Consider the following 26,674-nt stretch of genomic DNA (forward strand, 5'->3'; position numbering starts at 1 on the left):
GCGATCTGCGGCGCGGGAGCCGGGCGGTTGGCCGTGCCGAGCCGCCGGGGTAGGCGACCGCGCATGTGCCCTCTGATCAGCCCAGACGCCGCCGACGCGGCATCGAGCCGCGCCGCCGGCGAGCCGGCTGGAAAGCCGGTCAAGCAAGCTAGTTCCTGAACACCGCAAACGCCTCCAGCGCCTCCGGGTTCGCGAGGGCGGTGCGGTTCTTGACCTCGCGGCCGTGGATGACGTCGGCGACGGCGAGCTCGACGATCTTGCCGCTCTTGGTGCGCGGGATGGCCGGCACTTGGTGGATCTGCGCCGGCACGTGGCGCGGTGTCAGGCGCTCGCGGATGCCTTGGCGAATCTCGACGGTGAGCGCAGCGTCCAGCGTCAGGCCGTCGCGCAGCACGACGAAGAGCAGGATGCGCTGGTCGCCTTGCCAGTCCTGGCCCACGGCGATAGCCTCCAGCACGGCGTCCATGGCTTCGACGACGCGATAGATCTCCGCCGTGCCGATGCGCACGCCGCCCGGGTTCAGCACCGCATCGGAACGGCCGTAGATCACGAGCCCGCCGCGGGGCGTCAGCTCCGCGAAATCGCCATGAGTCCAGACGGCCCCATGCGGCCCAGCGAACCGCTCGAAATAGGCCGCTCGATAGCGCACGTCGTCCGGATCGTTCCAGAAGCCGACGGGCATGCAGGGAAACGGCCGCGTGCAGACCAGCTCGCCGCGCTCGCCCATCACCGGGTCGCCGGCGTCGTCGAAGACCGCCACCGCGAGGCCGAGCCCGCGGCATTGCAGCTCGCCGCGATACACCGGCAGCAGCGGGTTGCCGAGCGCGAAGCAGGAGACGATGTCGGTGCCGCCGGAGATGGACGCGAGCAGCAGGTCCGGCTTGATGGCGCGGTAGACGTAGTCGAAGGACTCCGGTGCGAGCGGCGAGCCGGTGGACAGGATGGTCCGCAGCGCGGCGAGGTCATGGGTGCGCACCGGCGCCGTGCCGGCCTTTTCCAGCGCGGACAGGTACTTGGCGCTGGTGCCGAAGACCGTGACGCCTTCCTCGGCCACCAGATCCCAGAGCACGCCCGGCCCCGGGTGGAACGGCGAGCCGTCGAACAGCACGAGCCGGGTGCCGAGCGCGAGCGCGCTCGCCATCCAGTTCCACATCATCCAGCCGCAGGTGGTGAAGTAGCACAGCCGGTCCTCGGCGCCCAAGTCCGTGTGCAGCGCCAGCTCCTTCAGGTGCTGGAGCAGCGTGCCGCCGGCACCGTGCACGATGCACTTCGGCTTCCCGGTGGTGCCGGACGAGAACAGGATGTACAGCGGATGCGCGAACGCCAGCGGCTCGAACACCAGCGTCGCGCCCTGATGCGCGGCGAGCAGCTCGGGCCAAGCGGTCGCGCGCGCGCCGGCCGGCGGCGGCTCGCCCGGAAACAACCAGGGCACCAGCGCGACGGCGGCGAGCGTCGGCAGCCGCGGGACGATGGCCGCCAGGCGCTCGCGCACATCGATGCGCTTGCCGGCGTAGTGATAGCCGTCTGCGCCGATCAGCACCTTCGGCTCGATCTGGCCGAAGCGGTCGAGCACGCCGTCGACGCCGAAGTCCGGCGATGCCGACGACCACACCGCGCCGATACTCGCCGCCGCGAGCATGCCGACGATGGCCTCGGGGCGATTCGGCAAGATTGCCGCGACGCGATCGCCCGCGCCGACGCCGACCGAGCGCAGCCAGGCCGATGCCGCACCCACCTGGGCCGTGAGCTCGGCGAAGGTCAGTGCCTCGCGCTCGCCGTTCTCGCAGCGGAACACGATGGCGATGTCGTCGGCGCGGGCCTCGGCATGCCGCAGCAGATGCGCGGCGAAGTTGAGCCGTGCGTCCGCGAACCACTCGGCGCCGGGCATGCGCTCCGGCTGCTCCAGCACGCGGCTGCAGGGCGTGGTCGCGTCGATGTCCAGAAAGCACCAGAGGAGCCCCCAGAAGCCCCCAGGGTCCTGCACCGACCAGCGGTGCAGCGCCGCGTAGTCCTCGAAGCGCCGGCCCGCGGCCTGTTCCGCGGCGGCCATGAAGGCCGCCATGTTGCTCGCGGCAGCGCGCTCGGGGGGCGGGGTCCAGATGGGTGAGGGCGGAGCGGACGGGGGCATGGCGCGGGGGGGCGAGAGGATTTGGTCACTGTCGCGGGACATTATTGCATCGCGGGGCCGTGGCGCGATCGCACTCGCCGCTTGTTGCGCTGCAAGAACACGAGAGGTGGTCATGCGGGTCGCCCCCCGGCGGCACGCTGAGGAGGCCGGCCGACGCGCCGCGACGCAATCCGCATCGAAGCCTTGCCGCCAACGCCCTATACTGCCGCGTTGTCCGGCTTTCGCAGCCGCTGCGCATCCGCGTCGCCCCGTGCCCCGCGTGCGGGCAAATCTTTCTCCACAGCAAACGAGGTTCTACCCCAATGGATCATCACGGCACCACCATTACCCAGTTCATCAGCGAGGAACAGCGCAAGGCGCCCGGCGCCACCGGCGAGTTCACGGCGCTGCTGAACGACATCGTTACCGCCTGCAAGATGATCAGCAACCAGGTCAACCACGGCGCGCTGGTGGGTGCGCTCGGCAGCGCCGGCAGCGAGAACGTGCAGGGCGAGACGCAGAAAAAGCTGGACGTGCTCTCCAACGAGATGTTCATCTCCTGCAACGAGTGGGCCGGCCACCTGGCCGCCATGGCCTCCGAGGAGATGGACGATGTCTACCAGATCCCGGATCAGTACCCGCGCGGCAAGTACCTGATCACCTTCGACCCGCTCGACGGCTCCTCGAACATCGACGTGAATGTGTCCGTCGGCACCATCTTCAGCATCCTGCGCTGCCCGGGCGGCGTGGAGCGGCCGACGGAGCGCGACTTCCTGCAGGCCGGCACGCAGCAGGTGGCCGCGGGCTATGCCCTCTACGGCCCGTCCACGATGATGGTCCTGACGACCGGCCACGGCGTCAACGGCTTCACGCTGGATCAGAACATCGGCGAGTTCATCCTGACCCATCCGGACATGACCATCCCGGCGGACACGGCGGAGTTCGCAATCAACGCCTCCAACGGCCGCTTCTGGGAGGCGCCGGTGAAGCGCTATGTGGACGAGTGCCTGGCCGGTAAAGAAGGCCCGCGCGAGAAGGACTTCAACATGCGCTGGATCGCCTCCATGGTCGCCGAGGTGCACCGCATCCTGACCCGCGGCGGCGTGTTCATGTATCCGATGGACTCGAAGATGGCCACGAAGGGCCTAGGCGGCAAGCTGCGCCTGCTGTACGAGGCCAACCCGATGTCCTTCATCGTCGAGCAGGCCGGCGGCGGCTCCATCACCGGTCGCCAGCGCATCATGGACCTGCAGCCCGAGTCCCTGCACCAGCGCGTGCCGGTGATCCTCGGCTCGCGCAACGAGGTCGAGCGCATCCAGGGCTATCACGCCGACGCCTGACCCCCTATGGTGCCGGCTGCCAGCCGGCACCGTCGCCGCTCGTCTGCGGCGCTCGCGCACACGCTACGGGCGGATGGTTGCGATTGGGGGTATGCTCGCGGCGCCCGCAATCGCCCCTGGAGCACCACCCGATGGAGCCGCTGCCCGAGCTGCTGCACCATGTGCTGAACGTCATCCTGCCGGTGCTGCTCTGCATCGGCGTTGGCGTGCTGTTGGCGCGGATCGACGCGCCTTTCGATCGCAAATCCCTCTCGAAGCTGGTGCAGACCGTCGGCTATCCGGCGCTCATCGTCTCGCACATCAGCGAAGGACACGTCGCGGTGCAGGCGTTTGCGGTGATGGCCGCCGCGGCGGCGAGCGCGGTGCTCGCCTTCGTGCTCATCGGCGGTGCCTTTCTGCTGCTGGTGCGGCTGCCTCTGCGGGCCTTCATCGCACCGATGTCGCTGAACAACACCGGCAACATCGGCCTGCCGGTGGCGATGCTGGCCTACGGCGACGCCGGCTTGAGCTATGCCTTCGCGTTCATGGTGGTCGTGCTGCTCGGCATCTTCACCTACGGCTCCTGGGTGCCGAGAGGGGAGGTGAGCCTGCGCACGGTGCTGACCTCGCCCGTGCTCTATGCCATCGCGATCGCGCTCACGATGCTGGGCCTTGGTCTGCATCTGCCGCAGCCGTTGGCGCCCGCCTTCGACATCCTGGGCGGGCTTGTGGTGCCGCTGTTGCTGCTGTTGCTTGGGCACACCCTGGCCGGGCTGGACCGCCGCGGTCTCGGCATCGGTACGCTGCTCGCGTTGTGCCATCTGGCGATTGGGGCCGGCGTCGGCTTCGGCCTGGCTTGGGCCTTCGGCTTTACGGGCACTGAGCGTGGCGTGTTTATCCTGATGGCGATGATGCCGGTGTCCGTGGCGACCTATCTCTTCGTGGAGCAGTACCAGCCGGAGCAGGCGCCCAAGGCCGCCGGCTTCATCATGGCCTCGACGGTGCTGACCTTCGTCGCGCTGCCGGTGGTGATGGCGTTCGGGATCTGACACTCCTGCCGCGGGCTCAGGCCTCCGAGGCCGCATGCTCGGGCGCGGCTTCCTCCGGCGACCGGCGCCACATCTCCCAGGGCCTGCCCATGACGCCAATCAGCGCCCGGCTGTAGGCCAGGGCGGTGACGAAGGTGAAGCCCACCAGCGTCGTGTAGCCGACCCACAGCATCACGGATTGGGTTGGATCGTTCCCGAAGCGGGCGCCGTTCTGCACCGCCCAGATGGCGATGGCCTGGCCCGTGGCGAAGACCTCGGTCACGTGCTGGAACAGCCCGCAAGCCGCCTCCGGCACCCGCAGGTTGTAGGTGACCACCTCCTGCCAACGCATGCCGGTGAAGTCCTCCGGCGGATACCAGGCGAGGGACATCAGCGCCTCGGCCCAGAGCAGGAGCAGGCTGATCCACACCGCCCACTGGCGGGCCACCGCGAAGCGATACTCGGCCCGCACCTCGTTGCCCATCGCGCGCGCGAGTCGGGGGATCAGGAGCGCGAGCAGGAGCAGGTCCGCAAACAGCACGGACCACTGCTGCGGCGCGAAGGTGAGCGCGCTCGCGAGCAGCACCACCGCGAGCAGCACCGCGACGATGACATCGCGCAGCGTCAGCAACAGGCCGTTGTACAGCACGGGATAGAGCCGTCCGTCTTGGCGCACGGTTTCGTTCAACAGCGCCCGGCGCAACAGATGCGTCTGCTCGCTGCCAGCGATGAAGATGACGCCGCCGAGCAGCGCGAGCACCATCGCGCTCAGGATGCAGCCGGCGCGGTGGGCGTTCAGCACCCAGACCACAAGGGTCAGCCAGACAATGGACATGGTCAGCAGCCGCATGATGACCGCGTAGGCGATGAGGCGGCTCGGTCTCGGCATGGCGGCTTTCCCCTGTTGTGCGGCGCGCGAGGGCGCTTTCGTGCGGTTCGCGGCCGTTGCTGTGCTGTTTTTCTCGATTCTAGCCATCCGCCGGCTCGACAAATGCGACCCAGTTGGCTGCTCCCGCAAGCCGCTGCCGGGCGATGCGCGAGCGAGCCGCCGGCGGGTTAGGCGATTTGCCGGAAACAAACATACCGAATGGCGCAGGATTCTCGTCCGCCTTCGCGAAGCGGCAGCGTGCGCATAGTCGTTCTATGTGCGCGTTGCCGCGACAAAGAAGGCGGGCGAGCAGACAAGCCAGGCGGTATGTTTGGTGACAGAAATCGCCTTAGTCCCGCAGGTCGTCGGGATCGAGCATGGCCGCGACCAGGCTCAGGTCCGCGCCGCCGTGGTCCGCATCGCCCCCGGGGGCGCTCTTGCCCGGCATGCCGACGTTCGGCGGCGGGAAGACGCAGTTGCCGCCGCTGCGCTTGGCCTCGAACAACGCCACATCCGCCTGGGACATTAGCGTCGCCTGGGTGTCGCCGCGGTGATTCAGCGCGGCGACGCCGGCCGAGCAGGTCATGGGGGCGGCGATGTCCGGCTGCTCGCCGCGGTCGAGGTTGGCCACCGCGGCACGGATGGACTCGGCCATCGCCGAGGCTTGGCCCTGGGGCGTTTCGGGCAGCAACAGCGCGAACTCATCATCGCCGTAGCGGGCGAAGGTGTCGTTGCTGCGCGAGCAGGACTCGACGATCTCGGCCACCGCCAGCAGCGCCGCATCGCCGGCGCCGCGGCCGTAGCTGTCGTTGATGGCGCCCAAATGATCGATGTCCAGCAGGATCACGCTGAGCGGCAGCCGGTTCGGCTTGTGGAACTGGAGCTCCACCTCGAGCCGCACCGTGAAGGCGCGGCGGTTGTAGGTGCCGGTCAGGCTGTCGCGGTCGCCCAAGTTGCTGAGCCTGCGGCTGACCCGCGAGTGGTCCGTTTCGGCGCGCATGAAGTCCAGGAGCGGAAAGCACAGCGCCTGCGCCAGCGCACAGACCAGGTTCACCAAGAGCGCCGTGTAGACGAGCTGCTCCAGGAACCCATGCGGCACCTCGGACGGCGCGACGCTGGCGTACAGGAGCACCGCCGTGCGCGCAATGAACACGGCTCCGATGATGGTGTTCGCGCCGATGATGGCATGCACCACACTGCCGCGCGGGTAGCTGTAGCGGCTGAAGATCCAGGCCGTGCCCAGATACATCGCACCGTTTAGGCTGGAGGTGAGCGCACCCGGAATGGTCGGGTCGTGCATGGTCTGCGCGAGCACGAAAAACAGCGTCACGACGATGGGCGAGGTGACGATGAGAGCAAAGCCGATGCCGGGCAGGCGCAGGAAGTCCAGCGACGCGCAGATCAGCATCACCGGCAGCAGCAGCAGGAATAGGTTCGACAGCGGCACCGTAATCCAGTTGACGCCGATCACGTGCTCGGCCAGCGTCAGCGCCCAGCCGGCGGCGAAGGCCAGATTGCCGAGGGCGAGCCAAGCGTAGGCGTGCTCGTGGCGGATGCGGTGCGCCAATGCCATGAACAGGCCGGTGACCACGAACACACCGACGGCCGTCAGCATCAGCGTTTTCGGGTCGATGACGGAAAAGGGGTACATGCGTCCGACGCTCGTCCTATGATGGCGTGGCCCCGTCTCTTGCCGCACACACCGGAATCATCCGGCGCGCCGGTGGGGCTCACCCGCGGCTACCGCCGCAACCCTATGTGACTGCCGTAAACCTGGGCGCGCCCCGTCCCGGGCGGACGTTCTGCTCGTCATCTGCGGCGGTCGCTGTCATCAAGCCCCGGAGGCTCACCGCCTCGTCCGAGGCTCTTGTTGATTATTCTGATGATCGGCCGGTATGGGCGTTTCCGCCGCCGTCGCCAGGCTCCTGCCAGCATGCAGCGAAGTCCAGTGTCATTTTGCGCGCAGGTTCACGATATTGTCGAACAGATAGAACCGGCTCGCGAGGATGGGCTGATCCAGCATGCGTACCTCCATCTGCAGCGTCACGCCGTGCTTGCTGATGCCCGTGAGCTTGCCGACGTGCCGGCCGCCCTTGACATCGGTGACCACCACATCGCGCTCGAGCAGGGACTGATAGACCGCCATGGGCGTAGCGGGCGCGGGCGCCGATGCCGTTGCGTCGGCGCCGCGAGCATTGTCCGCCGGCGGCACCGGCATCTCCAGCGGCGGGGCCGCGTCGGGTTGCTGTGGCCGAGTTGGCGCCCGCGCGGGCTCGGGCTCCGGTTGGGCCGAGGCGTTGGCATGGGTGCTCGGTGCCGGAATGCGGGTGCCGGGTTGCTCGGGCGTCTCGCCCAGCCACCAGAACACGATTGGTTGATCCTCCGCCGGCAACGGTGTCCGCGCCTGCGGTGTCCGCTCCGGGGTCGCGCGGGCTGCTGTTGCTGCCGCGCTCGCCGTGGCCGCGTCTGACAGCGCGGTGGGCGGGGCGTCGCGCGCAGCCGCGATCTGCGGGCGCAGCGTCAGGTTCGCTCGTACAGCCCAGGCCCCCGCCAGCAGCGCGAACACCAGGGCCAGCACCGTCAGCCTCCGCCCGCCCGCGTTGCGGAGCACGTGGCGGCGCCAGCCGAGCACCAGCGCGAGCGCCAACAGGCTCTCGGAGCCTGTCAGCAGCCAGCTTGTCACCGAGCCCGGCGCGAAGTGCGCCTGTATCTCCAGATAGCCCGCGTAGCTCAGCGCAAAGATGCCGAGGATGCCGAGGAGCTGCCGATAGGGGTGCCGAAATGGATGCTTGGACGTGCGGCCGGCCCCGGCGACCGGGGGGAGCGTCGGCAGGGCTGCCGGGCGGGCGGCAAAGGCCTCGCGGGGCAGTTGCTCAAGCTCTGCCGCGACCGTGGCGATGGCCACCGCCGCATCGATATCGTCCGCCTGCGCCGCCGTCTGCGCCAGACTGTTGGTGATGGCGATGATCTGGGCATGATCAAGCGGCGACTCGCGGCCGTCGCGCACCGCCTCCAGCGCCCGCAGCAGCGGCGTCATCAACACCGCCACGTCTTCGGGGCTCTGTTGCTCGATCCGGCTCAATTCGCCCAGGATTGCGGCGATGGATAAGGACATGTGCGTGCGTCGATGCAAATCTGTTCGTGCGTCAACGGGCCGCGGAGCCCGACCCCTGGCGTGGCCATCGTCATCCTCTCGCCGCAAAGGCCGTCCCGTTCACGACCCGGGCCGAGAAGGGAGCAAGCGGAGGCCGCCCCGCGGGTTGCGTGCGGACTTACCGGGCCGCGATTGCCAGTCAATCAGCGTTTGCCAAGGTCTAGCGCAGAATAATACGCATGATCCGGCGCTCAGGCCCGGCTGCGGCCTAGGCCGGGTGCCGCGACTCATCGTGCCGTCGTGTTGGCCCACCGGCGCCGCGCCGCTAGACTGCCGAGGCGCCCACTGCCACAGGAGCCGCCGCCCCCATGTCCGACGCCACCGCCCGCATCGCCGTCGTCCTTCTGTCCGGTGGCCTAGACTCCGCCACGGTCATGGCCATGGCACGACAGCAGGGCCTGCACTGCCATGCGCTCAGCGTCGACTATGGGCAGCGGCACCGTGCCGAGCTCGCCGCCGCCCGCGACGTTGCGGCGCAGCTCGGCGCCGTCGCGCACACCGTTGTGCCCGTGGACCTCACCGTCATCGGCGGCTCCGCGCTCACCGATCCGGCCATCGCCGTGCCGGAGGCACCGAGCAGCGGCATCCCGGCCACCTACGTGCCCGCGCGCAACACGCTGCTCCTAGCGCTGGCGCTCGGCACCGCCGAGGTCGTCGGTGCCGGCGACATCTTCATCGGCGTCAACGCCGTCGATTACTCCGGCTACCCCGATTGCCGGCCGGCCTTCATCGAGGCCTTTCGCGCGCTTGCCCGGGTCGCTACCAAGGCCGGCGTCGAGGGGCGGGCACCGGCGATACACGCGCCGCTCATCGATCTCAGCAAGGCCGACATCATCCGCCGCGGCATCGAGCTTGGTGTTGACTATAGCCTGACCGTGTCCTGTTACCAAGCCGACGCACACGGCCGCGCCTGCGCCCGCTGCGATTCCTGCCTGCTCCGTGCCGAGGGCTTTCGCGCCGCCGGTATCCCGGACCCCACTCGCTACGCCGACGCACCGCCACGCTGACCCGCCACGCTGACCCGACACGCCAACGCCGCCGCGCGAGCAGAAATCCGATCCGCGCCTTCTCAGCCGGCGCCGCAGCGGCTATCATAATAGGCTGCGCACCGCTCGCCGCCCCAGCGGCAGTCCAAGCGGGCAGTCCAAGCGCACCGCGCCCTTAGCTCAGTTGGTAGAGCATCTGACTTTTAATCAGGTGGTCGTGCGTTCGAGTCGCACAGGGCGCACCATAAATCAGGGGGTTAGCGGAATCTCCGACTAGCCCCTTCTGCTTTTCCGGCTCTTTCGTCCCCGCTCTGTCCCCGGTTTGGCAGGGGGCTAGGCGAAGGATGCCGACCCTGTGCCGACCGCCGGTCGGGGGCTCGTCAGCCAGGGCGTGGCCCGATGCCTGTTACACGACTCGGGAGCCTATAGGCGGAAATCGCTCTCAGCATTCCCTGTTCCATTACATTTGGTCTATGGAGCACAGGTCGTTGACCGGTGATCAGGCCGGTTGGTGGTGGCAACGGGCAGCAGGTGGATCGGTACCGGGTCGGCGCTGGCGTTATCATCTCGCCATGTCTCGCGTCCTAGTCCTTCTCGCGGCCATCGTGCCGACGCTCGCCAGCGCCGAAACCCTGATCGGGCACGCGGATCATGTACGCGACGGCGACACCCTCGTGGTGTCTGGTGTGCCGATCCGGCTTCAAGGATTAGCGGCGCCAGAGCTCGGCCAGACGTGGGGCCGCGCCTCACGCGACGCGATGCAGCGCATCGTTGCCGGTGAACGGCTCCTCTGCGGTCTGAACGGGGAACGGTCCTACGACCGCAGCATCGGGGTCTGCCGTCTCGATGACGGGAGGGACATCGCAGCCATCCTCGTCAGTGAGGGGATCGGGCGGGATTGCCCGCGATACAGCGACGGGCGGTATGCCGACGACGAAACCGATCGGTCGCGCAACCTACTGTTGCCTCGATACTGTCGCCCGCACTGAAAGTGCCAACATCCCTTGAAGGCGAAGGGCGATGTCGGGGGCGTGTCCTTGGCACAAGATCGAAAGTGCGCCCGGCGGGCTGATACGGCGGCGGGCGAGAGGCGCGATTCGAGAGAGACCCCGCGTTGCTGCCGGTCTCGCAGCGGAACAACATGCGACCCTGAATGCCGAGCTGGGCGTCAGGGGGATGCGCTCGGGCACTGCGTGAACCGCGTGCAGCCGACCAGGCTCGGGCGGATGCACCCGCGGGGCGGGCTGTAAGGCCGCACTGCGAGGTATCTGGCAGCGGTTGGGAGCCCGGTTGGCGTCCGAGGGCGAAAATCCCGCGCTCATCGCACAGTTGGCGAATTTTGGGCTCGCTGGTTGATGTCTAGGGCAAGATGCCCTAACCTCGTTAGCAACACGGCCCCTCCCGGTCAAGCCGCTTCGGCGGGGAGATCGCGGAGGGGTTTTTTTTGCCGGCACCTGCCAACGCTCTTAACCTCGCCAGATGGCCTCCCAGCCCAGCGGGGTGCCAAGATCGGTCAGACCCAACCCCAGGTGGCTTAGGTCTGGGAAGCATTGAAGGTGCTCGTGCAAGCGTGCCGGCCACGTCGATCCCGGATTTGCGCGTTGCAGAACGTGCCGAGCGATCCGCAACAGAAGGAAACACCTGGCCCTGGCATGCTTATGCTGCTCGAAGTGGACAACCCAGGGTACCTCCGACGCGGGCGGGAGCTTCGGCTGATCGACGATGTTCCTGTTCCACAAGCGGCTGTGGTGGGCGCACACGTTACGCAGATAGTTCAGACTGCGTAGCCAACTGGCAAAGACCCTTCCGTCCGCAACGCCGTATTTGGCAGCGATGGCGTTCTGCTCCTGCACGCGCATGCCGGCGTAAAGCTTGGACATCGCGCCGAAGTCCCAGACCTCGCACGATACCCAAACCGCCAGCGGCAGACCGTACTTGGCCTTGTTGTGGCGGACGAACTCTTCCTTGGAGCGAACAATGAGCTGCGCCTGCTTGTCCAGCCACGCATGATGTCCAGTCAGGCCGGTCTTGGGGTCGAGCCGGCGGCTGAAGGATTCGTGAAAAAGCTCGGGGCGCAGGTAGGCGAAGGCGTCCAGTCGACCGAGGGTATGGGAGATGTCCACCCGCAGCGCGATCTCGATCCGCTCCAGCGCATCCATCGCCAGCAGTCGCAACTGCTTGTCGAAGACATAGAGTCGGACCGCTTGCTCGAACGTCGCGCCGGGCTTGAAGTCGTCAAGGGCGATCGTCTCGACCCGCTTTCGGTCTCGGGGCCTTCCGCCCGGTCCATCAAGCAGGACCAGGGGGCCGGAGCGCTCCCGAAACGGAAACCAGTAGCCGCTCAGGCGGTAGTAGCCGATACGTTCGAGGTACTCCAGCGCCTTGGCGCGGTCCGTCACCAGCAGGCCGCGCTCCGTGAGCTTCGCGAGTTGGTCCTCGTAGCTCAGCCAAGGCTTGCTGTAGCCGATCTCAGGCGGCATCTCGGGCGATCGTGGAGCGGGGCGATGTTTCGGAACAGATGGCAACGCAATCGATCTGCATCAGCTGGTCGGCGTTCGCGACCAGCCATTGCCGCGCCCGCTCCGAGTCCGGGCACAGGCTTTGTACCGTCAGCCAGAAGCGGTGGGAGTGGTCAGGGATTGCCAGATGCACCATCTCGTGGGTGACCATGTAGCGGAGCACGTCGTCGGGCGCCATGATCAGGCGCCAGCTGAAGGACAGATTGCCGAGGTGCGAGCAGTTGCCCCACTTGGTGCGCTGGTCCATGACATAGACTTGGTTCGGCGTCCGATTGATCCGCTCGCCAATGCCGATGATCAACTCCTCGATGCGTGCCTTCGACTGACGCCGAAGCCAGCCTTCCAGCGTCTTGCCCAAGCGAGCGGGGTTATCCTGCGAGGTCACGATGCGGACGGTCTTGCCGTCGAACGCGATCCGGCTTGCCGCCCGCCAGTGCAGGACGGATTGGATCTCTACGGGAATCTCTGCACCACGAAAGGGTATCGCCCCGGCCCGCCGTTTCGGCACCAACCGAGCGGACCGGATACGCGCGGCCCGCTCGATCTGGCGGGTTACCCAGCCCAGGTTGCGCAGTAGAAAATCGGCTGCGTCCGCCTCGCTGCGCCCAAGGGGCAATACTACGTCGATGCGTTCCGGTTTGACGCGAATGCGCAGCTTGCGCGCCGAGCGTGAGCGGGTCAGCCGGCATTCCACATCCCGTCCGCCGGCGTGCAGGCGCTCGGGCAGCGTGCCCACGGGAGTTTCAGCCTGTGCCATCGGCCTTCACCAACTCGGCCACCGCCGCCTCCAGGAACGGCGGATGCGGGTCGTTCGGATCGAAGCCCAGCTTTGCGTAGTGCGGATTCCACGACTCGGCAAGCAAGGAGTTTTCAACGCGCATGCGGCCACCCTTGGACGTACTCCAGCCGGCGGCAAGGAGACCGTTGTCGCGTAGATGCGCGACCATCTTGCGAGCACAGCCGGCCAGATACTCTTTGTCGTCCGTACTCGCAAACGTCTGCAATACGGTGAAGACCGGATACTCGCCCGGCTGAGTCAGGTAAAGCCCTTCGGGCTCGCTCACCTGTTTGACGATCTCGTCGGCAATCTCGTGAAGCTCCCGCAGTCGCTTCTCCGCGGCCTCATCTGCCGCATCTTTCCGTTGCTTGATCCGCGCCAGCCGTTCGCCGAGTTGCCGATAGGTGAAGCCGGCCTCGTCCTCCGACAACTCCGCCGTCAGCATCGCTTCCAACGCCGCGGCCTTGTCGGCCGCGCTCGGCAGATCGTCGAGCTTGGCAATGTAGTCCTTGTCGATCTTGAACGCCGGCAGTGCCTGCGCGGCATCGAGAAACGCCGTGTTCTGCTCGATCAGCTCCCGGGTTTTCGCGGACAGCTCGCCGTAGGTCGCGGACGTGTTGCCGCGCCGGCGACGCCGATGGGCGATGTAGATGCCGCACAGCCAGTTGTAAACGCGCCGGTGGTCATACAGGCACGGGTCCGGCGAGACGGCCTCCCACAGCCGTTCCAGGCTCTTGAAATTCTGCTCGAAGGTCTTTGCTGCGTCAGGGTCCTTTATGGCGCGCAGGGCGGCCAACAGGCAGGCGCGGGTACCGCTGATCTGGATGTCCGGGAAGCTGGCCATGCAGCGGGCCACCTCGCCGGGGACCGTGGCCTTGAGCGCGTCCCAGTCGATCAGCGCCTCCTCGCGGACGCTCTCGTCGAAGTTCAGCGCCTTGGAGAGATCGGCGAACACGCCGAAGTAGTCCACGACCAGGCCCGTACGCTTGTTCATGGCCGGCAGCGGCCGGTTGGTGCGGGCGATGGCCTGCAACAGGTTGTGATCGCGCAGCGGCTTGTCGAGATACATCACCTGCTCGATGGGCGCATCGAAGCCGGTCAGCAGCCGGTCGCAGACGATCAGGACCTTGAGCGGCGGGCGCCACTTGGCGCGATTATTCCCATGGACCTCGCGATTGGCCTCCTCCCACTGCGCCGGCGTCAGCTTGAACCAGTCGATCAAGTCGTCCTGCTTCTGCTTGCCGTAGTGGAAGCGCGCAAGATCGTCGTCGTCGTTCTGGCTCTCGGAGATGATGACATCCGACCATGCCGTCGGCAGCCCCTTGGCCGTGATCTGCTTATCCAGCTCGTCCTTGAACCGCGCACAGGCCGTGCGGTCCACGCCCACCAACTGCGCCTTGAAGCCGCTCGGGTCCGGATAGGCCAGGAAGTGCTCCAGCATCTTGCGGACGACGGTCTCGACCCGGTCCGGGTGCCGGGCCAGCTCCTTCCACTGGGAGCGCTGGCGCTGGAGCAGGTCCTTGGCCTCCTCGTCGGTCAAATCCGCGTCGTCGCACATCTGCTCGAAGCTCACGTTCAGTTGCTTCTCGTCGACGACGAAGGCGACCTTGTCCCGAATGTAGTGCACCTCCAGCGTCGCGCCGTCCTTGATCGCGCGCTTGATGCCGTAATAGCTCAGATAACGCTCCTGCTGACCGTCCTGGATCGGCCCGAAGTCCCGATGGGTATTGGTCATCGTGCGGTCGATGGGCGTGCCCGTGAGCCCGTAGCGGAACGCCTTCGGCAGCTTCGTGCGCATGGTCATGGCGTAGCTGTCGGCGCCCTTGCTGCTTTGCGAGCGATGGCACTCGTCCACCAGCAGGATGACGTTGTCCCGCTCCACCGGTGCCAAGTCTTCCATGCGCTGGAAGGCTTGGAGCGTGGTCACCAGCGTGCCGCGCCAGCCGGTCCTGAGCCGCGACTTCAGGTCCTCGACCCCCATCGCTTTGACCACGTTCGGGTAGTCGCAGGCGTCGAAGTCGTCGGCAAGCTGGGTCTTGAGGTCGCGCCGGTCCACGACGATCAGCACGGTCGGGTTTTCCAGCGCGGCCTGTCGGCGCAGCTTGTAGGCCGCGAAGACCATGGTCAGGGACTTGCCCGAGCCCTGGGTGTGCCAGACCAGACCGGTGCGGTCCTGGGCCGGGACATCCTTGCCGATCAGCGCCAGCGTGCGGTCCACCATGTCGTTGGCGGCCTCGAACTGCTGATAGCGCGCCACCTTCTTCACCGTGCGGCCCTTCTTGGTCTCGAAGGCCATGAAGTGCTGGAGGAAGTCGAGCACATGGCAGGGCTTCAGCCGCAGCAGACCCTTTACCGGCACCTCCAGCGGATCATCCGGGTCATCGGCCGCGGCATCGTTCCACCAGCCCTTGGTCTCCGGATACTGCGACAGCCAGGGTCCCCAGGTGTCCAGGTGGCGCTCGATGTCGTCCTTGGAGGCGCCGTGGAACAGCACTGTGCCGTAGCGGAACACGTCCTCGTCCGCCGCCACGCAGAACACGTTGGGTGCCAGCATCAGCGGTGCCTGGCGCTGGTAGCGGTGCAGTTGGTGCACGCCCTCGGTCCAGTCCTTGCCGCTGGTGATGTAGCTCTTGTACTCGGCGATCACCAGCGGGATGCCGTTGACCAACAGCACCGTGTCGTCCCGGCACTGCTTCACGCCCTGGACGCGATACTGGTTGGTGGCCGTGAAGTCGTTGAGGTGCTGGCGCTCGGGCTCGAAGGCGATGAACAGGACGGTGTCGGCGTCCTCGCCCGGCGTCAGCTCCACCCGCACCCCGTCGCGCAGCCGATCCAGCGTCTCGCGGTTCGCCGTGAGCCGGTCCGGCATGGCCATGGCCTGTCGCAGCGCGTTGATGGCCCGCCGGGCCTGCTCGACCGTCGCGACCTTGTCGTTGATGCGCAGGATGGCATCTATGAGGACCGACTCCACCAGCGGGTCCTCCAGTGGGCGCTCGAAGGCGGCCATGGCCGCCTCGCCGCGGTAGGTCCAGCCGAGGCCCTGATCCTTCGGCGTCGTGCTGCCATGGCCTGAAAGCCACTGGATGACGGGCAGCTCGACATAGCCAAGCTCGGTCATGGGGCTACTCCTTCAGCAGTTGGGGGAACAGGGCGGGGTCGATGCGTTTGGTGCCGGAGAGGAGGTCCTGCATCAGTGATTTCTTCAATTTATGGAGCGCAACAAGTTTGCGTTCTAGTGCGTCAGTTCTTTCTCGGCATGCGCGGGCAAGCTCGACAATGCGCTCTTGCTCTTTCTGGGTACGCGGAACAGGAATGGAAACCAACTTGATGTTGTTGGCGTTGATGTTGTTGTTCCCGGCAGAGGTTGTCACGCGTCGCAAAAGCTCACGACGCCCTTGTTCTGTGCCTAAAAAAATGTTGACGTAATCTGGCAGAAGCTCCGCGCTCAGTCGGACGCGAATCAAGTAGGAGGCGTAAACCCACGTTCGGTCGTCGGGCGCGTTGAAGACAACGGACCGTCCCACGTAGCTCGGATTTCCATTCGTTCGAACGAGCAGAAGATCACCATCTCGCAGTTGCAACCGGTCGACTTCTATCTCCGGTAGCTCTACGTAAGCCAAATCATTCAAGGTCAACCGATTCCCAACAACGTTGGGAATCCGCAAAACAGGGTTTCCCCAACCACGACCGCTGGCCGCGACAGATGTTCCGTATCGGACATCGGTGATGAAGTCTCTCAAGCGTTGATCCATGCCGGGAAGACGCTGAAACTCCGACGCGATAACGGCTCGCTCGAATCTTTGAGATTCGTTGGCAAACGCGCGAGCTTTCGCTATCGCAGTATCCACCGCATCGAGAACGCGGGCGATGGCGGCTTGCTCATCGGCCGACGGCACTGGAAGGGGCATCGTGAGATAGTCGCGGAAGTTGAGGTTCCGCATCTGTGTCGTTTGCTGTTCCAAGCGGAGGACTCGCCTCGTCCGATTGATTCGGAACAGGACCCAACTCAGGAAGCTGGCATCGATTTGATCGGCGTCAGGCCGCAGCAGATGAAGAAAGTTCGAGAACGCGAAGCCTGGGAGGTCCTCAGGCACAACACCGACTCTCCCGACTGGCTGATCGGGTCCGCCTCCGGAGCGCTCCAGCAGGATGTCCCCCTTCTTTGGGGTCAAGCGCTCGACCTTTTCCCGGTCAAGCGCCCGCGATGCGACATCCGAAAAGTCCAGTCGGCGCTCGTTCGTCAGATTCGTCGAGCGCAAAACGGAGAACATATTTGGGCCGCTCTCATCCCCCCAGTCTCCTGGCATCTGGTCAGACAACACTGCCTTAAGTGGCTTGATGTCCCAATCGTCGGGCACATCGCCGAGCATCGTTGACTCTTTCAGGGTAAGCATGGCGCTAGCAGGTGTATCCGATGGTCTTTAGCAGAGAAGACAGATCATGTTCAGCGGCGACCAGAGATTGTCTTGCCGACTTGAGCTCTCTCAGAGCTTCGTCCACCGACACCCGCGGCTCCGGCTCAAACGTATCTACATAACGCGGAATGTTCAGATTGAACTCGTTCTCCTCGATCTCATCGACGCCGACGACCCGCGCGTGCTTCAGCAACTCGTCCGGATCCTGATAGAGCGCCTCAAGCTCCGCGCCGACTTCGGTCACGGCGTGCCGGTCGTCTTCGGCGCGGCGGCGGGATTCGGCAATCTTCTCGTCGCGCTCCGCCAGCTTGGCCGTGGCGCGGTCGCGCTGGCCGCGTAGCTGGGACAGGGCCTTCTCGATCTTGGCCCGCTCGGCTTTGGTCGAGAGGGCGGCGAGCTTGGTCTCCTGCTCCGCGATGCGTGGCTTGAGCATTGCCAGCCGCTCCACATGGCCCGCGTACTCGGCCATCAGCCGCTGCACCTCATCGTGCTCACGGGCGTCGATTTGGTCGTGGATGCGCCGGCTGTGCTGCGCCACCAACGCGGGCACCCTGGCCGCGTCGCCGTAGGCGTGGACGTGCACCAGCATGCGCATGACGTCCTGGGGGCGTAGCTCGTTCTGGTTGGACAGCTCGCGATAGTGGCGGGCGGCATAGACCAGCAGCACCTGCTCGTGGCGCTCGGGCGGGCGCTGCTTGCGCAGGATCAGCAGACAGGCCGGCACGCCGGCGCCGTAGAACACATTGAGCGGCAGCGAGATCACCGCATCGACCAGCCGGGCGTCGATCAGCGCCTTGCGGATCAGGTGCTCGTCGTCGGCCTTGCGGCGCTTGATCTTGGGGTTGCCGTCGGCATCGAATTCGCCGGTCTCTTCCTCGATGGCCGGCTGGCCGCGAAACAGCACGCCTTGGGGGCAGACCACGCCGGCGCGGCCATTGGCCGTAAGCGACGCCAGGATGTGCAGAATGAAGGCATAGTCGCCGGTGCTGGCCGGCGGGGCGCGGAACGGCGTGCCGCGACCGAAGCGACCGAACGGGTCCTTGTAGCCCTCCTTGCCGAAGACCTGCTGCTTGAGCTTGGTCTTCTTCTTCTTGTCGTCCGTCTGCTGCTCGGGCTTGAGCCACCAGAAGTCGTCGGAGAACGGGAAATTGGCCAGCACCAGGGAGAAGCGGCGGACCTTGCCCTGGTCGTCGCGAAAGAACGGGTCGGTGATGGTGCTGGCGCCGGCGGCGATCTCGGCCTCCAGCCGGTGCAGCACCGAGTTGATCTTGCCGATGGCGGCGTTGCCCCAGTTCATCTCCTGGCCGAAGAAGCGGGCGTCGTTGGCGTTGTGGCCGCCCTCGCGCAGGTAGTCGGCACAGTGCACCAGCATGCCGCCGCTGCCGCAGGTGGGGTCATAGACGGTGTCGCCGGGCTGGGGCTCCAGGATGCGCACCAGGGTGTCCACCACCTCCGGCGGGGTGAAGAACTCGCCGGCCTTGGCCCCGGCGTCGTCGGCAAACTTCTTGATCAGATACTCGTAGGCACGGCCCAGCACGTCCGGCGACACGCTGGCGTTGGAGAGGTCGTAGGTGTTGAAGTGCTGCACCAGCGCGTGCACCACCTCGTTGGCGATCAATGGCTTGCCGCTGCCATCCGGCGCCGGGGCGTTCCAGTCCACGGTGAAGACCCCGCGCAGCTCCTCGTTGGCGCTGGAGACCGCCCGCATCGCTGCGGTGAGCTTCCGGCCCAGGTCGATGGACGATGCCAGGATGTCGCCCCAGCGGTTGCCTTCCGGAATCCGGAACCGATGCTCGCCACGGGCGCGGAAGACGGCCTTCTGCGCGTCGGTGAAGGTCCGCCCCTGCTGTCGTTCCAACTCGACGATGGCGTCGTCCGCCTCGTGCTCCCACTGATCGCAGAGGCGTTTGTAGAACATCAGGGACAGGATGTAGTTCTTGTAGTCCTGCCCGGCCGTCTTGCCGCGCAGGATGTTGGCCGCACCCCACAGGTGGGCCTCCAGTTGTTGTTGGGTGAGCTTCACGTGCTTAACGGGGAGTTGCGGTTAGTGTTCACAGGTGCCGTGCTTCTGGCACCATCAGGCGGTACGGTCCGGCTGGGCGCGCCCAAACCGTTGGCCCGGCAAATACGATTCGCGTCCGGCAACGCTCCCGGCGCAGGGCATCAGACGTTCACGGTACTTCGACATCCCCACAGTTGCTAAGGAACTGATAGGCATCGGATTCGGGTGGCGCAGCGGCATTCAAGGATGGGGGAGAAACTGAAGTCCAGGTCGGCCAGGTCGACCTTCAGCAGGTCGTTGCGAAGCAGGTGCAGGAACTTTTCTTTGCTGGATGCCATGAGTGTCGGGTTGCGGGTTCGGATGTCTGGCAATCGGTCGCTCAGCCCTTGAGCCCCGACGGCGGCAATGCGTCTTTCTTGCGTGGCTCGAACAGGGTATGCGCGGCAATGTCGAGCGCGGCCTCGACTTGGCCCGCGGCCTTGGTGAGCTGGTAGAGGTCCAGGCTGTCGATCGTCGTATCGGGCTTTGCGAACTCGGCCAGGTAGCTCTCGGACTTCGACGCGATGCCCCGGCGCTTGCAGACCAGGTAGGCCAAGGACTCGGCCTCAAGCTCCTCGATGTTCGGTTTCGGCCGGGGCCGCTGCTCGATACGCAGGTACTTGTCCGGCCCGAGATGGCCGAGAAACAGGTGGCCCAGCTCGTGCACCAGGGTGACGAAGCGGACGTTGACCTCGTGGTTCTGGTTGATCGCTACCCGGTAGTCGGGGCGTTCTTTCTTGTCGGTGGACCGGCGCTCGATCTTGATCTCGCCGGCCCACTGGTCCCCCAGGTCCACCGCCGTGACGTAGACCTCGTACTTTCGTACGGCCTTGATGGCGGCGTCCAGTGCATCCTCGTCCATGGGGCCGGTGGCGTGGAAGGTCTGGGTCACATCCTCAGGCAGGGGGTCGCCTTCGGTGTCCTGCACGTCGTAGACCAGGGCCACGGGGCCGAAGGGCCAGAGGATCAGCAGCGGTCGGGCGTGCGGCTTGATGGTGCGGTTGAAGCGGGTGCGCCAATCGTATTCCGATGCGGCGTAGGCTAGTCCGGGCTTCTGGATCTGCAGCAACAGGGCGTTGAACGGGGCGAAGTTGCGCAGCTTCGACACGAAGGCCATCAGCGCCAGGTAGTCCTCGGTGCTGTGGTAGAGCTTGGAGCTTTCCAGCAGGTCGGCCAGCAGGGACCGCTCCAGCTCCTCTGCGGCGGGCGCCGTCTGCGGCGTTGTGGGCGTGGCTGGATCGTTCATCTCCATGCTCCGCGGGCCGAACACAGAAAGGGGCATTTGCGATTTGCGATTTGCGATTTGCGGGCAACAAGATACACGACAGCCAGGACCCGAGGGGTGCAGTTTCTGCGCCTGGTGCCCTCCTAGCCCTGATCGGTGGCGGAGCCAGACGCTAATTCAGCGAGTGATGCGATTGAAAAACCCAAAACACATAGTCTTTGGGCGATGCGTCGGGGCCGTGCCCCGCTCGGAGTTGACGATGCCCGGTCGCGGCCAGCCAAGCCGAGGCGCAGCCAAAGCCCTGACACCGGGGAGGCAACCTACAGACTTGCTAGGGAAACCTACAGGTACGCGCGGGCGCGGGTTGGGGTTGGTGCCGACGAGCGTTTTCCGGCTTGATGCGCAGGGGCGCCTGATCTGCCGTTGACAAGCGTCTACATACCCAGCAGCAACAGTGCCATCGGGTCGCCTTCAGCGGCGAGACGCGCAAGCTGAAGTCGGCGCTGAATGCGGCGGCGCGTGGCCCAGCCTTTTTTTGCCGCCGCTGCGCGCGTTGAGGCGTGTTCGGGCCGGGCTAGTGCTGCGCGTGCTTTCTCAAGGTTTCGTCGCGACCGTTGCTTGCCGGCTTCCGTCGTCGGGCCGCAACTCAGGCCGCCATGAAACCGGCAGCGGCCGTTCGCCAGCGCCATAGCCTGGCATGGCGTGCCTTTGCGCGTGCGAGCGCCGCAGCGCGCGCGGGTGTGTCGTCGTCCCGCCATGTCGTCACCACTCAAGGCGCCGCGTTATCGTGTAGACCGCGTGCTCGACACGCAACGACAGCGACGAGCGGCCAGTCGCTTGGAAAAATGCTCGCGCCTGCCGAATTGCCTCGTGAGCGATCCATTCAGGCGCCGGTCCTGCATCGGCAGTCAGTAGCCGCTCGACGGCCTCAGCCTGGCCTGTCCAGCCGTTGCGCTGGACGAGCTTGTCGAGCCGCTCGACGGCTTCATGTGTCAGGCGCGGGTTGCCTTCTCTCCTTAATCGGCTAGAGTTCGGCCCGAATGATTGGGCGTGTTTAGTTCGTCGAGGACGCGGTGCTGGACCCCTTCACGCGCTCCGGGTCTCGCCGGCCACGCCCGCGGCAATGTCGGCACGACCGGCCGGCCATCGCCGAGGCTGGCGTGACGGCTGCAACTGGTGCACCTGGCGGTTGAGATCCCCCAGCGGGTCGGGAAATGGCCCTTGCGGCCGGCTTGGCGTCGGCGGCATGGCGGCGGACTTGGTGCTTGCCCGGCGCGGTCGGACATCGCCGAGCAGTCCGGGCCGGGGCGTGCGGCGCTCAGGCCGCGCGCTGCGCCTCGGTCCAGTACACGCCTAGGCGCTTGCCGAGGGCCTTCGGGTGCTCCGCGTAAACGATTTCCCCCAGGTGCCGCGCCCGCCGGCGCAGCAGCTCACTCTGGCGGCGCATCTCGCGGTTCAGCGCGAGCTCCCCGGCGAGCGGCTCGTCCGCGGTCGGCCCCTGCGGGCGCAGTTCGGCCAGCAAGTCGGTGAGCACGGCGAGGTCGTGGTCCTCCCCGAGCAGGCCCTGGAGCGCCTTGACCGCGCGGCGCTGCGCCTTGATGAGCTTGGGCCAGCCCGGCTGCAACAGGCGTAGCTGGTAGCCGAGGTACTTGGTGCGCTTGCGCCAGTCGTGGAAGGCGCCGGCGGGCGCGCCCGCGGCGCCGGCGCCGAGGCGCAGGGCTTCGCCGCGCCGCTGTTGCGCAAGGGATCGAGGCTGCGCCTCGCGCTGCCGGAGGAGCGCGACCCACGCCGCCGACCGCACCGAGCGCATCGCCGACCTGCTCGCGGTCTGGGCGCGGCAGATGGACAGCGACCAGGCCCGCGCCGAGGCCGAGGGGCTGCTGTTCGGGCTGCGGTCGGGGTAGCGGCGAGCCATGGCCGCAGGCGCCGAGATAACCGGTGGACTATGCTCTGATCTCCGCAAGAGATTCCCACGAGATTCAAGCGACTGGCGAGGTGACGTGGATGCAGATCGAAGCCCTGGTTGACGCCCGCGGAGTGCTTCAGGCCGAGTTGCCGGCGGAATTGCGAGGCAAGCGGGTGCGTGTTGACGTTCAGGCCGTTGAGGAGGCGCTTCCCACGCAGTGGGACATCCTGTCGCGACGGATTGATGAGCTGGACGCCTTGACCGAGCCGAAGCGGACACACGCAAAGATCCTGAAAGCGCTGCGCGACTTTCGCGAGACGGGATGAAGCGGGCGTACGCCGATAGCTGCATCTGGATCACCCTGTTGGAGGGGGCTGATGGCCTATCGAGGGCCCATCCGCAGCGCGATTGCGGAGCTGGCCGCCGATGGATGGCGCCTTTGGACGTCCGATGCCGTTCGGTTGGAAGTCTTGGTGCAGCCGCAGCGGACAGGTCGCGCCGAGATCGTCCGAGCCTATGAGGGCCTGCTCGCCGCCCGCGACGCGCTGCCGGTCACCCGCACCGTGTTCAGCGACGCGCGCGCGGTCGCCGTGGACGAGGGCCTCAAGGCAATGGACGCGGTGCACGTGTCCATTGCACGCGCCCATGGCTGCGAACGGTTCCTGACCACGGACCCGCACTTTCGGCGCCTGCGCTGCATGGAGCCGCGCTGGATCGATCTCGGCCGCGCCTAGATGCCCGGCGATGCCCCCGCCTGCGCGCCCCCCCCCTGGCGGCTGGCCTACAGCACCTCCAGCGATGCTGTCGGCGGCAAGCCGGTGGACATCCTGCACGACTTCTACCTCCCGGCGCTGCGCCGCGCGGTGCGCTACGACCGCGTGGCGGGCTACTTCCGCTCGTCCTCGCTGGCGGCGGCCTCGCAGGGGTTCTCCGCCTTCGTCGGCAACGGCGGCAAGGCGCGCATGGTGGTGGGCGCCGATCTGCACCCGGACGACGTGGCGGCGGTCCTCGCGGGCGACGAGGCACGACTCGCGGCGCGTTTGACCGCCGAATTGGTCGCCTCGGAGCAATGGCCGGAGGCCGAGCGGCGCGGCGTCGCGCTGCTGGCCTGGATGAGTCAACGCCGAGAACATCGACGTCCATCGCGACTGGACCGGCGACGAAAACCGCGAGCGCGCGGATGCCGCCGAGGCGCGTTTCGAGCGCACCTGGGAGAACAAGAACCCGAGCCTCGCGGTGCTGACGCTGCCGGATGCGGTGCCAACGCTTGGTGCAATACGCGGCGGGCGTTGCGCGTCCGCTTGAGATCGATGGCAGCAGCGAGCTGCCCCTGAGCGTGCCGCCGCCCTCGGCGCTGGAACGGCACCGGCGCTGCCCCAGCGACCTGCCTACGCTGATGGCTGCCTCTGACGGTGGGGCTTCCGGGAGGCCGCTCCTAACGCGGAACCGGCACCGGCGAGGCCGCTGACATATGCGCAATTTCGGGCCAAGCTCAGGTATGGTGAGCAAAGCAAGGGGTCTGCTGGTGAATTTCGGCAGGCAAGAACCAACCTTGACCAAAGTCAAGATCCATTTGGCCCTTCCCCTCAACCTAGCTCCGTACAGAGCTAGTAAACCGGACATTACTGTACACCATGATTACAAGGCTCGCGCAAAAGCATCCGATCAAAGGTTCCCGGGAATTTGAGCTTGTCGATGACGAGGTTCGGTACATCATCAAGTTGCCGCTCAGAACGGAATCTTTGAGCGTAGTCTTGAACGTCTTGGACCCTGAGCCTGTGTTTTCGGGGTCGACGCTTTCGTTCGTCAGCCAGGTGAACAGAGAGCCACTGGTTGAGTTGTTTCTCGATAAGCCGGATCGGGAGACCTTCGCTCAGTTCGTGAGCACGATGCAGCGACGGATTATCGAGGAGGATTTCGGCCGACTTCGCGTCCTGGATAAAGGCGTCGATGTAAACGTCGACGGAATCACTGAATCGATTGATATGCTGCGGAGATACGTGGACCCGCAGGAGATTGAGAGCTTGCTTGCTGCGTTGGAGGAGCTCAAGCAGAAGCCGGAGAGCTCGCAATGCCTGAAACGTGTCGCTGAAGCGTTCAATGAGCTTGGTTTTGCGCAAGGCCAGGTGCTGCTCTATGCGCCCTACATCAACTTTCTGTTGTCAGGTGCCGGTGCGGAGAGTGACCGGTCAGACAACGAGAAGTAGCGGAATCGACATGTCCTTTCGCGACACGATCACTTCTTTAATTCGAGATCAGAATGACGGCAAAAGTCGAGCTCTACGGCACAACCAATTGCAGGAAATGCGTTGATGTCCGGGCGTTGTTGGACCGATATGGCATCGAGTATGTTGACTATCTGATCGATTTGATGCCGCTTGAGAAAGACGAGATGCTCCGGCGCTGTGGGCTCAAGTACTACCCCCAGATATTCATTAACGATGAACATATCGGGGGAGAAGAAGAGTTGATGATGCTGGAGGCTGACGGCCGGTTGCAGAAGCTACTGGGTGTGTAAGACACGAGCTGCGCCCGTGGCACGAGGCCGCAGAAATACGAGGCGTGCCAGGTTCGCCAACCGTTCGGGGCGATCATGCCGAAATGCGGGCGTTTTGCTCCGCCGCCGACCCGACGTGCCCCCCGGCAACGTGGGTCTCCAGGCTTCGGCAGCGTGGTGGTGACTTCGATGCGGTCCGCGAGAAAGCAGCTACGACGCCGACGGACAACTGATCGCCATCCACGGGCCCTTCGGCTGCACCACGACGATCGAGCGCGGCGCCCACGGTACCCTGGCCGAGGCCGGCGCGACCACTGCACCCGGCGGCTCAGATCCCCCAACGGGCCGGGAAATGGCCCTGCGGCCGGCTTGGCGTCGCCGGAACAGCGGCGGACTTGGCGCTTGCGCTACGCGGCCGGACATCATCGCCGACCGGTGCCGGCAGGCGCGTGCGGCGCTCAGGCCGCGCGCTGCGCCTCGGTCCAGTACACGCCTAGGCGCTTGCCGAGGGCCTTCGGCTGCTCCGCGTAAACGATTTCCCCCAGGTGCCGCGCCCGCCGGCGCAGCAGCTCACTCTGGCGGCGCATCTCGCGGTTCAGCGCGAGCTCCCCGGCGAGCGGCTCGTCCGCGGTCGGCCCCTGCGGGCGCAGTTCGGCCAGCAAGTCGGTGAGCACGGCGAGGTCGTGGTCCTCCCCGAGCAGGCCCTGGAGCGCCTTGACCGCGCGGCGCTGCGCCTTGATGAGCTTGGGCCAGCCCGGCTGCAACAGGCGTAGCTGGTAGCCGAGGTACTTGGTGCGCTTGCGCCAGTCGTGAAAGGCGTCGGCGTGCGGTTGCGCGTAGGCGCGTTGCATGGCCTTGCGCCCGCGCCGGTAGGTCTTCTTGAGGCCGGGTCCGAGCAGCGCGAAGGCATGCGCCGTATCCTGCTTTGCCGCGAGTCGCCAATCCGGGATGCGCTCGCGTGCCTCCAGCATCCAGCCGCGGAACGTCGCGAGCCGTTCCGGTAGGTCGCCGATGCCGGCATGGGCCTCTTCGCGGTAGCCGGACAGGGTTTCGCGCAGGCCGGTGATCGCCGAGGGCTCCACCTCCTCAAACAGCACAGGTTCGCGCGGGGGCGGTGCGCAGGCGACGTGCGCCTCGGCGGCGAAGTCGGCACCCTGTTTCGACTGCGGCTGCGCCCGTCGCAGCACGAGGTCGAAGGTTGCCAGGGCCGCGTCCGCGTCGCGCATGACGGCGAGGTGTGCGGCGGCGTCCCGGAAGGCGCGGTTCTCGGCCTGATACAGGTCCGGTGCGGCGCGGCGCAGGAGCCGCAGCAGGCCGCGCAGTTTCTTCATGTCCTTACGCGCCTCGTGCAGCGCTGTCGCCGGCGGCACGTCGGGGTTCTCGATTTGGCCGATGGCGTCGTCGATGAGCGCCCTGCCGAGGCGCTGCAGGCCTGCTTGTGGATGCTCGGTCGGTGCCAGCTCGAAACGCATAACGGGGTCCCGCGTCGGTGTGCTCCCGACAGTTGAAGCAGCGTCCGTGCCAGCCCGCCCTTGGACGGGCAGCGGGCAAGGCTGCGGCGCCCTGACCCCGGCGTGGGCGATGCCTGTTGACGGCATGGCGGAAGGGCCGAGGGCCGAGGGCCGAGGGCCGAGGGCAAAGGGCCAAGGGCCAAGGCCGACCTCCTCGGCCCTCGGCCCTTGGCCCTTGGCCCTTGGCTAACCTGCGGCAACGAGCGCGCTGCGCAAAAAGACGCTCCGTGCCCTGGTTGCTCTGAGACTCTGCCTCGCCCGGGGTGACGCGGGAAAGGAGCGCGACGCGGGCGGTCGCTGTAACATCCGCGCCGGCGCTC

General features: G+C 66.4%; 22 protein-coding genes and 1 tRNA gene. 10 read left to right on the forward strand and 13 right to left on the reverse strand.

Annotated features, from left to right (window positions below):
• Nucleotides 1–148: 148 nt before the first annotated feature.
• Entirely contained in the window at nt 149–2,128 is a 1,980-nt protein-coding gene (locus ML01_RS07325; RefSeq protein ID WP_058554882.1) for an acetoacetate--CoA ligase, read from the reverse strand.
• Nucleotides 2,129–2,430: 302 nt separating this feature from the next.
• Here ML01_RS07325 and ML01_RS07330 point away from each other — a divergent pair, with 302 nt between their 5' ends.
• Nucleotides 2,431–3,447 (forward strand): class 1 fructose-bisphosphatase, encoded by a 1,017-nt coding sequence (locus ML01_RS07330; RefSeq protein WP_058554755.1) that lies wholly within the window; start codon nt 2,431–2,433, stop codon nt 3,445–3,447.
• A 131-nt stretch (nt 3,448–3,578) separates the two neighbouring features.
• On the forward strand, nt 3,579–4,475 hold the full coding sequence (locus ML01_RS29895) for an AEC family transporter (RefSeq protein WP_058554756.1): 897 nt from the start codon (nt 3,579–3,581) through the stop codon (nt 4,473–4,475).
• A gap of 16 nt (nt 4,476–4,491) precedes the next feature.
• Here ML01_RS29895 and ML01_RS07340 read toward each other — a convergent pair whose 3' ends face one another.
• The 3 genes from ML01_RS07340 to ML01_RS07350 form a co-directional block, all read right to left on the reverse strand.
• Nucleotides 4,492–5,343 carry a hypothetical protein gene (locus ML01_RS07340; protein ID WP_058554757.1) on the reverse strand — a complete coding sequence of 284 codons (852 nt, stop codon included), beginning with the start codon at nt 5,341–5,343 and terminating at the stop codon, nt 4,492–4,494.
• A 328-nt stretch (nt 5,344–5,671) separates the two neighbouring features.
• Complete coding sequence (locus tag ML01_RS07345; protein WP_058554758.1) at nt 5,672–6,973, reverse strand: diguanylate cyclase; 1,302 nt, start codon at nt 6,971–6,973, stop codon at nt 5,672–5,674.
• A 300-nt stretch (nt 6,974–7,273) separates the two neighbouring features.
• Nucleotides 7,274–8,437, reverse strand: coding sequence for a hypothetical protein (locus tag ML01_RS07350; protein WP_058554759.1), 1,164 nt, complete (start codon nt 8,435–8,437; stop codon nt 7,274–7,276).
• A 347-nt stretch (nt 8,438–8,784) separates the two neighbouring features.
• On the opposite strand from ML01_RS07350, the gene queC reads away from it, so the two are divergent.
• The 3 genes from queC to ML01_RS07365 all read left to right on the forward strand — a co-directional run bounded on the left by queC (nt 8,785) and on the right by ML01_RS07365 (nt 10,451).
• Nucleotides 8,785–9,483, forward strand: coding sequence for a 7-cyano-7-deazaguanine synthase QueC (gene queC, locus ML01_RS07355; protein ID WP_058554760.1), 699 nt, complete (start codon nt 8,785–8,787; stop codon nt 9,481–9,483).
• 148 nt (nt 9,484–9,631) lie between these two features.
• Nucleotides 9,632–9,707: transfer RNA gene (locus tag ML01_RS07360), tRNA-Lys, on the forward strand.
• A gap of 243 nt (nt 9,708–9,950) precedes the next feature.
• Nucleotides 9,951–10,451: a thermonuclease family protein gene (locus ML01_RS07365; protein ID WP_156427596.1), complete on the forward strand. Its 501-nt coding sequence runs from the start codon at nt 9,951–9,953 to the stop codon at nt 10,449–10,451.
• A 477-nt stretch (nt 10,452–10,928) separates the two neighbouring features.
• Here ML01_RS07365 and ML01_RS07370 read toward each other — a convergent pair whose 3' ends face one another.
• The 8 genes from ML01_RS07370 to ML01_RS29545 form a co-directional block, all read right to left on the reverse strand.
• Nucleotides 10,929–11,942: an Abi family protein gene (locus tag ML01_RS07370; protein WP_058554762.1), complete on the reverse strand. Its 1,014-nt coding sequence runs from the start codon at nt 11,940–11,942 to the stop codon at nt 10,929–10,931.
• Nucleotides 11,932–12,717, reverse strand: a complete 786-nt coding sequence (locus tag ML01_RS07375) for a M48 family metallopeptidase (protein ID WP_058554763.1) — start codon at nt 12,715–12,717, stop codon at nt 11,932–11,934. Before ML01_RS07375 ends, ML01_RS07370 begins: the two co-directional genes overlap by 11 nt.
• A gap of 7 nt (nt 12,718–12,724) precedes the next feature.
• Entirely contained in the window at nt 12,725–15,877 is a 3,153-nt protein-coding gene (locus ML01_RS07380; RefSeq protein WP_058554764.1) for a type I restriction endonuclease subunit R, read from the reverse strand.
• A gap of 4 nt (nt 15,878–15,881) precedes the next feature.
• Entirely contained in the window at nt 15,882–17,153 is a 1,272-nt protein-coding gene (locus ML01_RS07385) for a restriction endonuclease subunit S (RefSeq protein ID WP_058554765.1), read from the reverse strand.
• Nucleotides 17,154–17,157: 4 nt separating this feature from the next.
• A complete protein-coding gene (locus ML01_RS07390) occupies nt 17,158–19,197 on the reverse strand; it encodes a class I SAM-dependent DNA methyltransferase (protein WP_058554766.1) in 2,040 nt (679 codons plus the stop codon).
• Between the two features lie 358 nt (nt 19,198–19,555).
• Nucleotides 19,556–20,461 (reverse strand): ImmA/IrrE family metallo-endopeptidase, encoded by a 906-nt coding sequence (locus ML01_RS07395; RefSeq protein WP_162267983.1) that lies wholly within the window; start codon nt 20,459–20,461, stop codon nt 19,556–19,558.
• Nucleotides 20,462–20,874: 413 nt separating this feature from the next.
• Complete coding sequence (locus ML01_RS31280; protein ID WP_082674046.1) at nt 20,875–21,198, reverse strand: HGGxSTG domain-containing protein; 324 nt, start codon at nt 21,196–21,198, stop codon at nt 20,875–20,877.
• 560 nt (nt 21,199–21,758) lie between these two features.
• Nucleotides 21,759–22,355 (reverse strand): CHAD domain-containing protein, encoded by a 597-nt coding sequence (locus tag ML01_RS29545; RefSeq protein WP_058554768.1) that lies wholly within the window; start codon nt 22,353–22,355, stop codon nt 21,759–21,761.
• A gap of 89 nt (nt 22,356–22,444) precedes the next feature.
• Between ML01_RS29545 and ML01_RS29550 the strand changes: the two genes are divergently transcribed.
• The 5 genes from ML01_RS29550 (at nt 22,445) to ML01_RS07425 (ending at nt 24,864) form a co-directional block, all read left to right on the forward strand.
• The gene (locus ML01_RS29550; protein ID WP_216819131.1) at nt 22,445–22,672 is read left to right on the forward strand and encodes a hypothetical protein; all 228 of its coding nucleotides are present in this window, start codon (nt 22,445–22,447) and stop codon (nt 22,670–22,672) included.
• A gap of 51 nt (nt 22,673–22,723) precedes the next feature.
• A complete protein-coding gene (locus ML01_RS07410) occupies nt 22,724–23,080 on the forward strand; it encodes a PIN domain-containing protein (RefSeq protein ID WP_058554770.1) in 357 nt (118 codons plus the stop codon).
• Nucleotides 23,081–23,680 carry a hypothetical protein gene (locus ML01_RS07415; protein ID WP_058554771.1) on the forward strand — a complete coding sequence of 200 codons (600 nt, stop codon included), beginning with the start codon at nt 23,081–23,083 and terminating at the stop codon, nt 23,678–23,680.
• Between the two features lie 300 nt (nt 23,681–23,980).
• Nucleotides 23,981–24,553 carry a hypothetical protein gene (locus tag ML01_RS07420; protein WP_058554772.1) on the forward strand — a complete coding sequence of 191 codons (573 nt, stop codon included), beginning with the start codon at nt 23,981–23,983 and terminating at the stop codon, nt 24,551–24,553.
• Nucleotides 24,554–24,606: 53 nt separating this feature from the next.
• Nucleotides 24,607–24,864 carry a glutaredoxin domain-containing protein gene (locus ML01_RS07425; protein ID WP_058554773.1) on the forward strand — a complete coding sequence of 86 codons (258 nt, stop codon included), beginning with the start codon at nt 24,607–24,609 and terminating at the stop codon, nt 24,862–24,864.
• 437 nt (nt 24,865–25,301) lie between these two features.
• Here the strand turns inward: ML01_RS07425 and ML01_RS07430 are convergent, their stop codons facing one another.
• Nucleotides 25,302–26,315 (reverse strand): CHAD domain-containing protein, encoded by a 1,014-nt coding sequence (locus ML01_RS07430; protein WP_058554774.1) that lies wholly within the window; start codon nt 26,313–26,315, stop codon nt 25,302–25,304.
• Between the last annotated feature and the right edge of the window lie 359 nt (nt 26,316–26,674).

The organism is Thiohalocapsa sp. ML1, assembly GCF_001469165.1.
Taxonomy (GTDB): domain Bacteria; phylum Pseudomonadota; class Gammaproteobacteria; order Chromatiales; family Chromatiaceae; genus Thiohalocapsa.

What these genes read in the sequence shown, in the direction of transcription:
- ML01_RS07330 (WP_058554755.1), top strand. Translation starts at nt 2,431, where the DNA reads ATGGATCATCACGGCACCACCATTACCCAGTTCATCAGCGAGGAACAG.
- ML01_RS07430 (WP_058554774.1), bottom strand. Translation starts at nt 26,315, where the DNA reads ATGCGTTTCGAGCTGGCACCGACCGAGCATCCACAAGCAGGCCTGCAG.
- ML01_RS07410 (WP_058554770.1), top strand. Translation starts at nt 22,724, where the DNA reads ATGGCCTATCGAGGGCCCATCCGCAGCGCGATTGCGGAGCTGGCCGCC.
- ML01_RS07395 (WP_162267983.1), bottom strand. Translation starts at nt 20,461, where the DNA reads ATGAACGATCCAGCCACGCCCACAACGCCGCAGACGGCGCCCGCCGCA.
- ML01_RS07380 (WP_058554764.1), bottom strand. Translation starts at nt 15,877, where the DNA reads ATGACCGAGCTTGGCTATGTCGAGCTGCCCGTCATCCAGTGGCTTTCA.
- ML01_RS29550 (WP_216819131.1), top strand. Translation starts at nt 22,445, where the DNA reads ATGCAGATCGAAGCCCTGGTTGACGCCCGCGGAGTGCTTCAGGCCGAG.
- ML01_RS31280 (WP_082674046.1), bottom strand. Translation starts at nt 21,198, where the DNA reads ATGGCGGGACGACGACACACCCGCGCGCGCTGCGGCGCTCGCACGCGC.
- ML01_RS29545 (WP_058554768.1), bottom strand. Translation starts at nt 22,355, where the DNA reads ATGGCTCGCCGCTACCCCGACCGCAGCCCGAACAGCAGCCCCTCGGCC.
- ML01_RS07350 (WP_058554759.1), bottom strand. Translation starts at nt 8,437, where the DNA reads ATGTCCTTATCCATCGCCGCAATCCTGGGCGAATTGAGCCGGATCGAG.
- ML01_RS07370 (WP_058554762.1), bottom strand. Translation starts at nt 11,942, where the DNA reads ATGCCGCCTGAGATCGGCTACAGCAAGCCTTGGCTGAGCTACGAGGAC.
- ML01_RS07325 (WP_058554882.1), bottom strand. Translation starts at nt 2,128, where the DNA reads ATGCCCCCGTCCGCTCCGCCCTCACCCATCTGGACCCCGCCCCCCGAG.
- queC (WP_058554760.1), top strand. Translation starts at nt 8,785, where the DNA reads ATGTCCGACGCCACCGCCCGCATCGCCGTCGTCCTTCTGTCCGGTGGC.
- ML01_RS29895 (WP_058554756.1), top strand. Translation starts at nt 3,579, where the DNA reads ATGGAGCCGCTGCCCGAGCTGCTGCACCATGTGCTGAACGTCATCCTG.
- ML01_RS07420 (WP_058554772.1), top strand. Translation starts at nt 23,981, where the DNA reads ATGATTACAAGGCTCGCGCAAAAGCATCCGATCAAAGGTTCCCGGGAA.
- ML01_RS07340 (WP_058554757.1), bottom strand. Translation starts at nt 5,343, where the DNA reads ATGCCGAGACCGAGCCGCCTCATCGCCTACGCGGTCATCATGCGGCTG.
- ML01_RS07415 (WP_058554771.1), top strand. Translation starts at nt 23,081, where the DNA reads ATGCCCGGCGATGCCCCCGCCTGCGCGCCCCCCCCCTGGCGGCTGGCC.
- ML01_RS07345 (WP_058554758.1), bottom strand. Translation starts at nt 6,973, where the DNA reads ATGTACCCCTTTTCCGTCATCGACCCGAAAACGCTGATGCTGACGGCC.
- ML01_RS07385 (WP_058554765.1), bottom strand. Translation starts at nt 17,153, where the DNA reads ATGCTTACCCTGAAAGAGTCAACGATGCTCGGCGATGTGCCCGACGAT.
- ML01_RS07425 (WP_058554773.1), top strand. Translation starts at nt 24,607, where the DNA reads ATGACGGCAAAAGTCGAGCTCTACGGCACAACCAATTGCAGGAAATGC.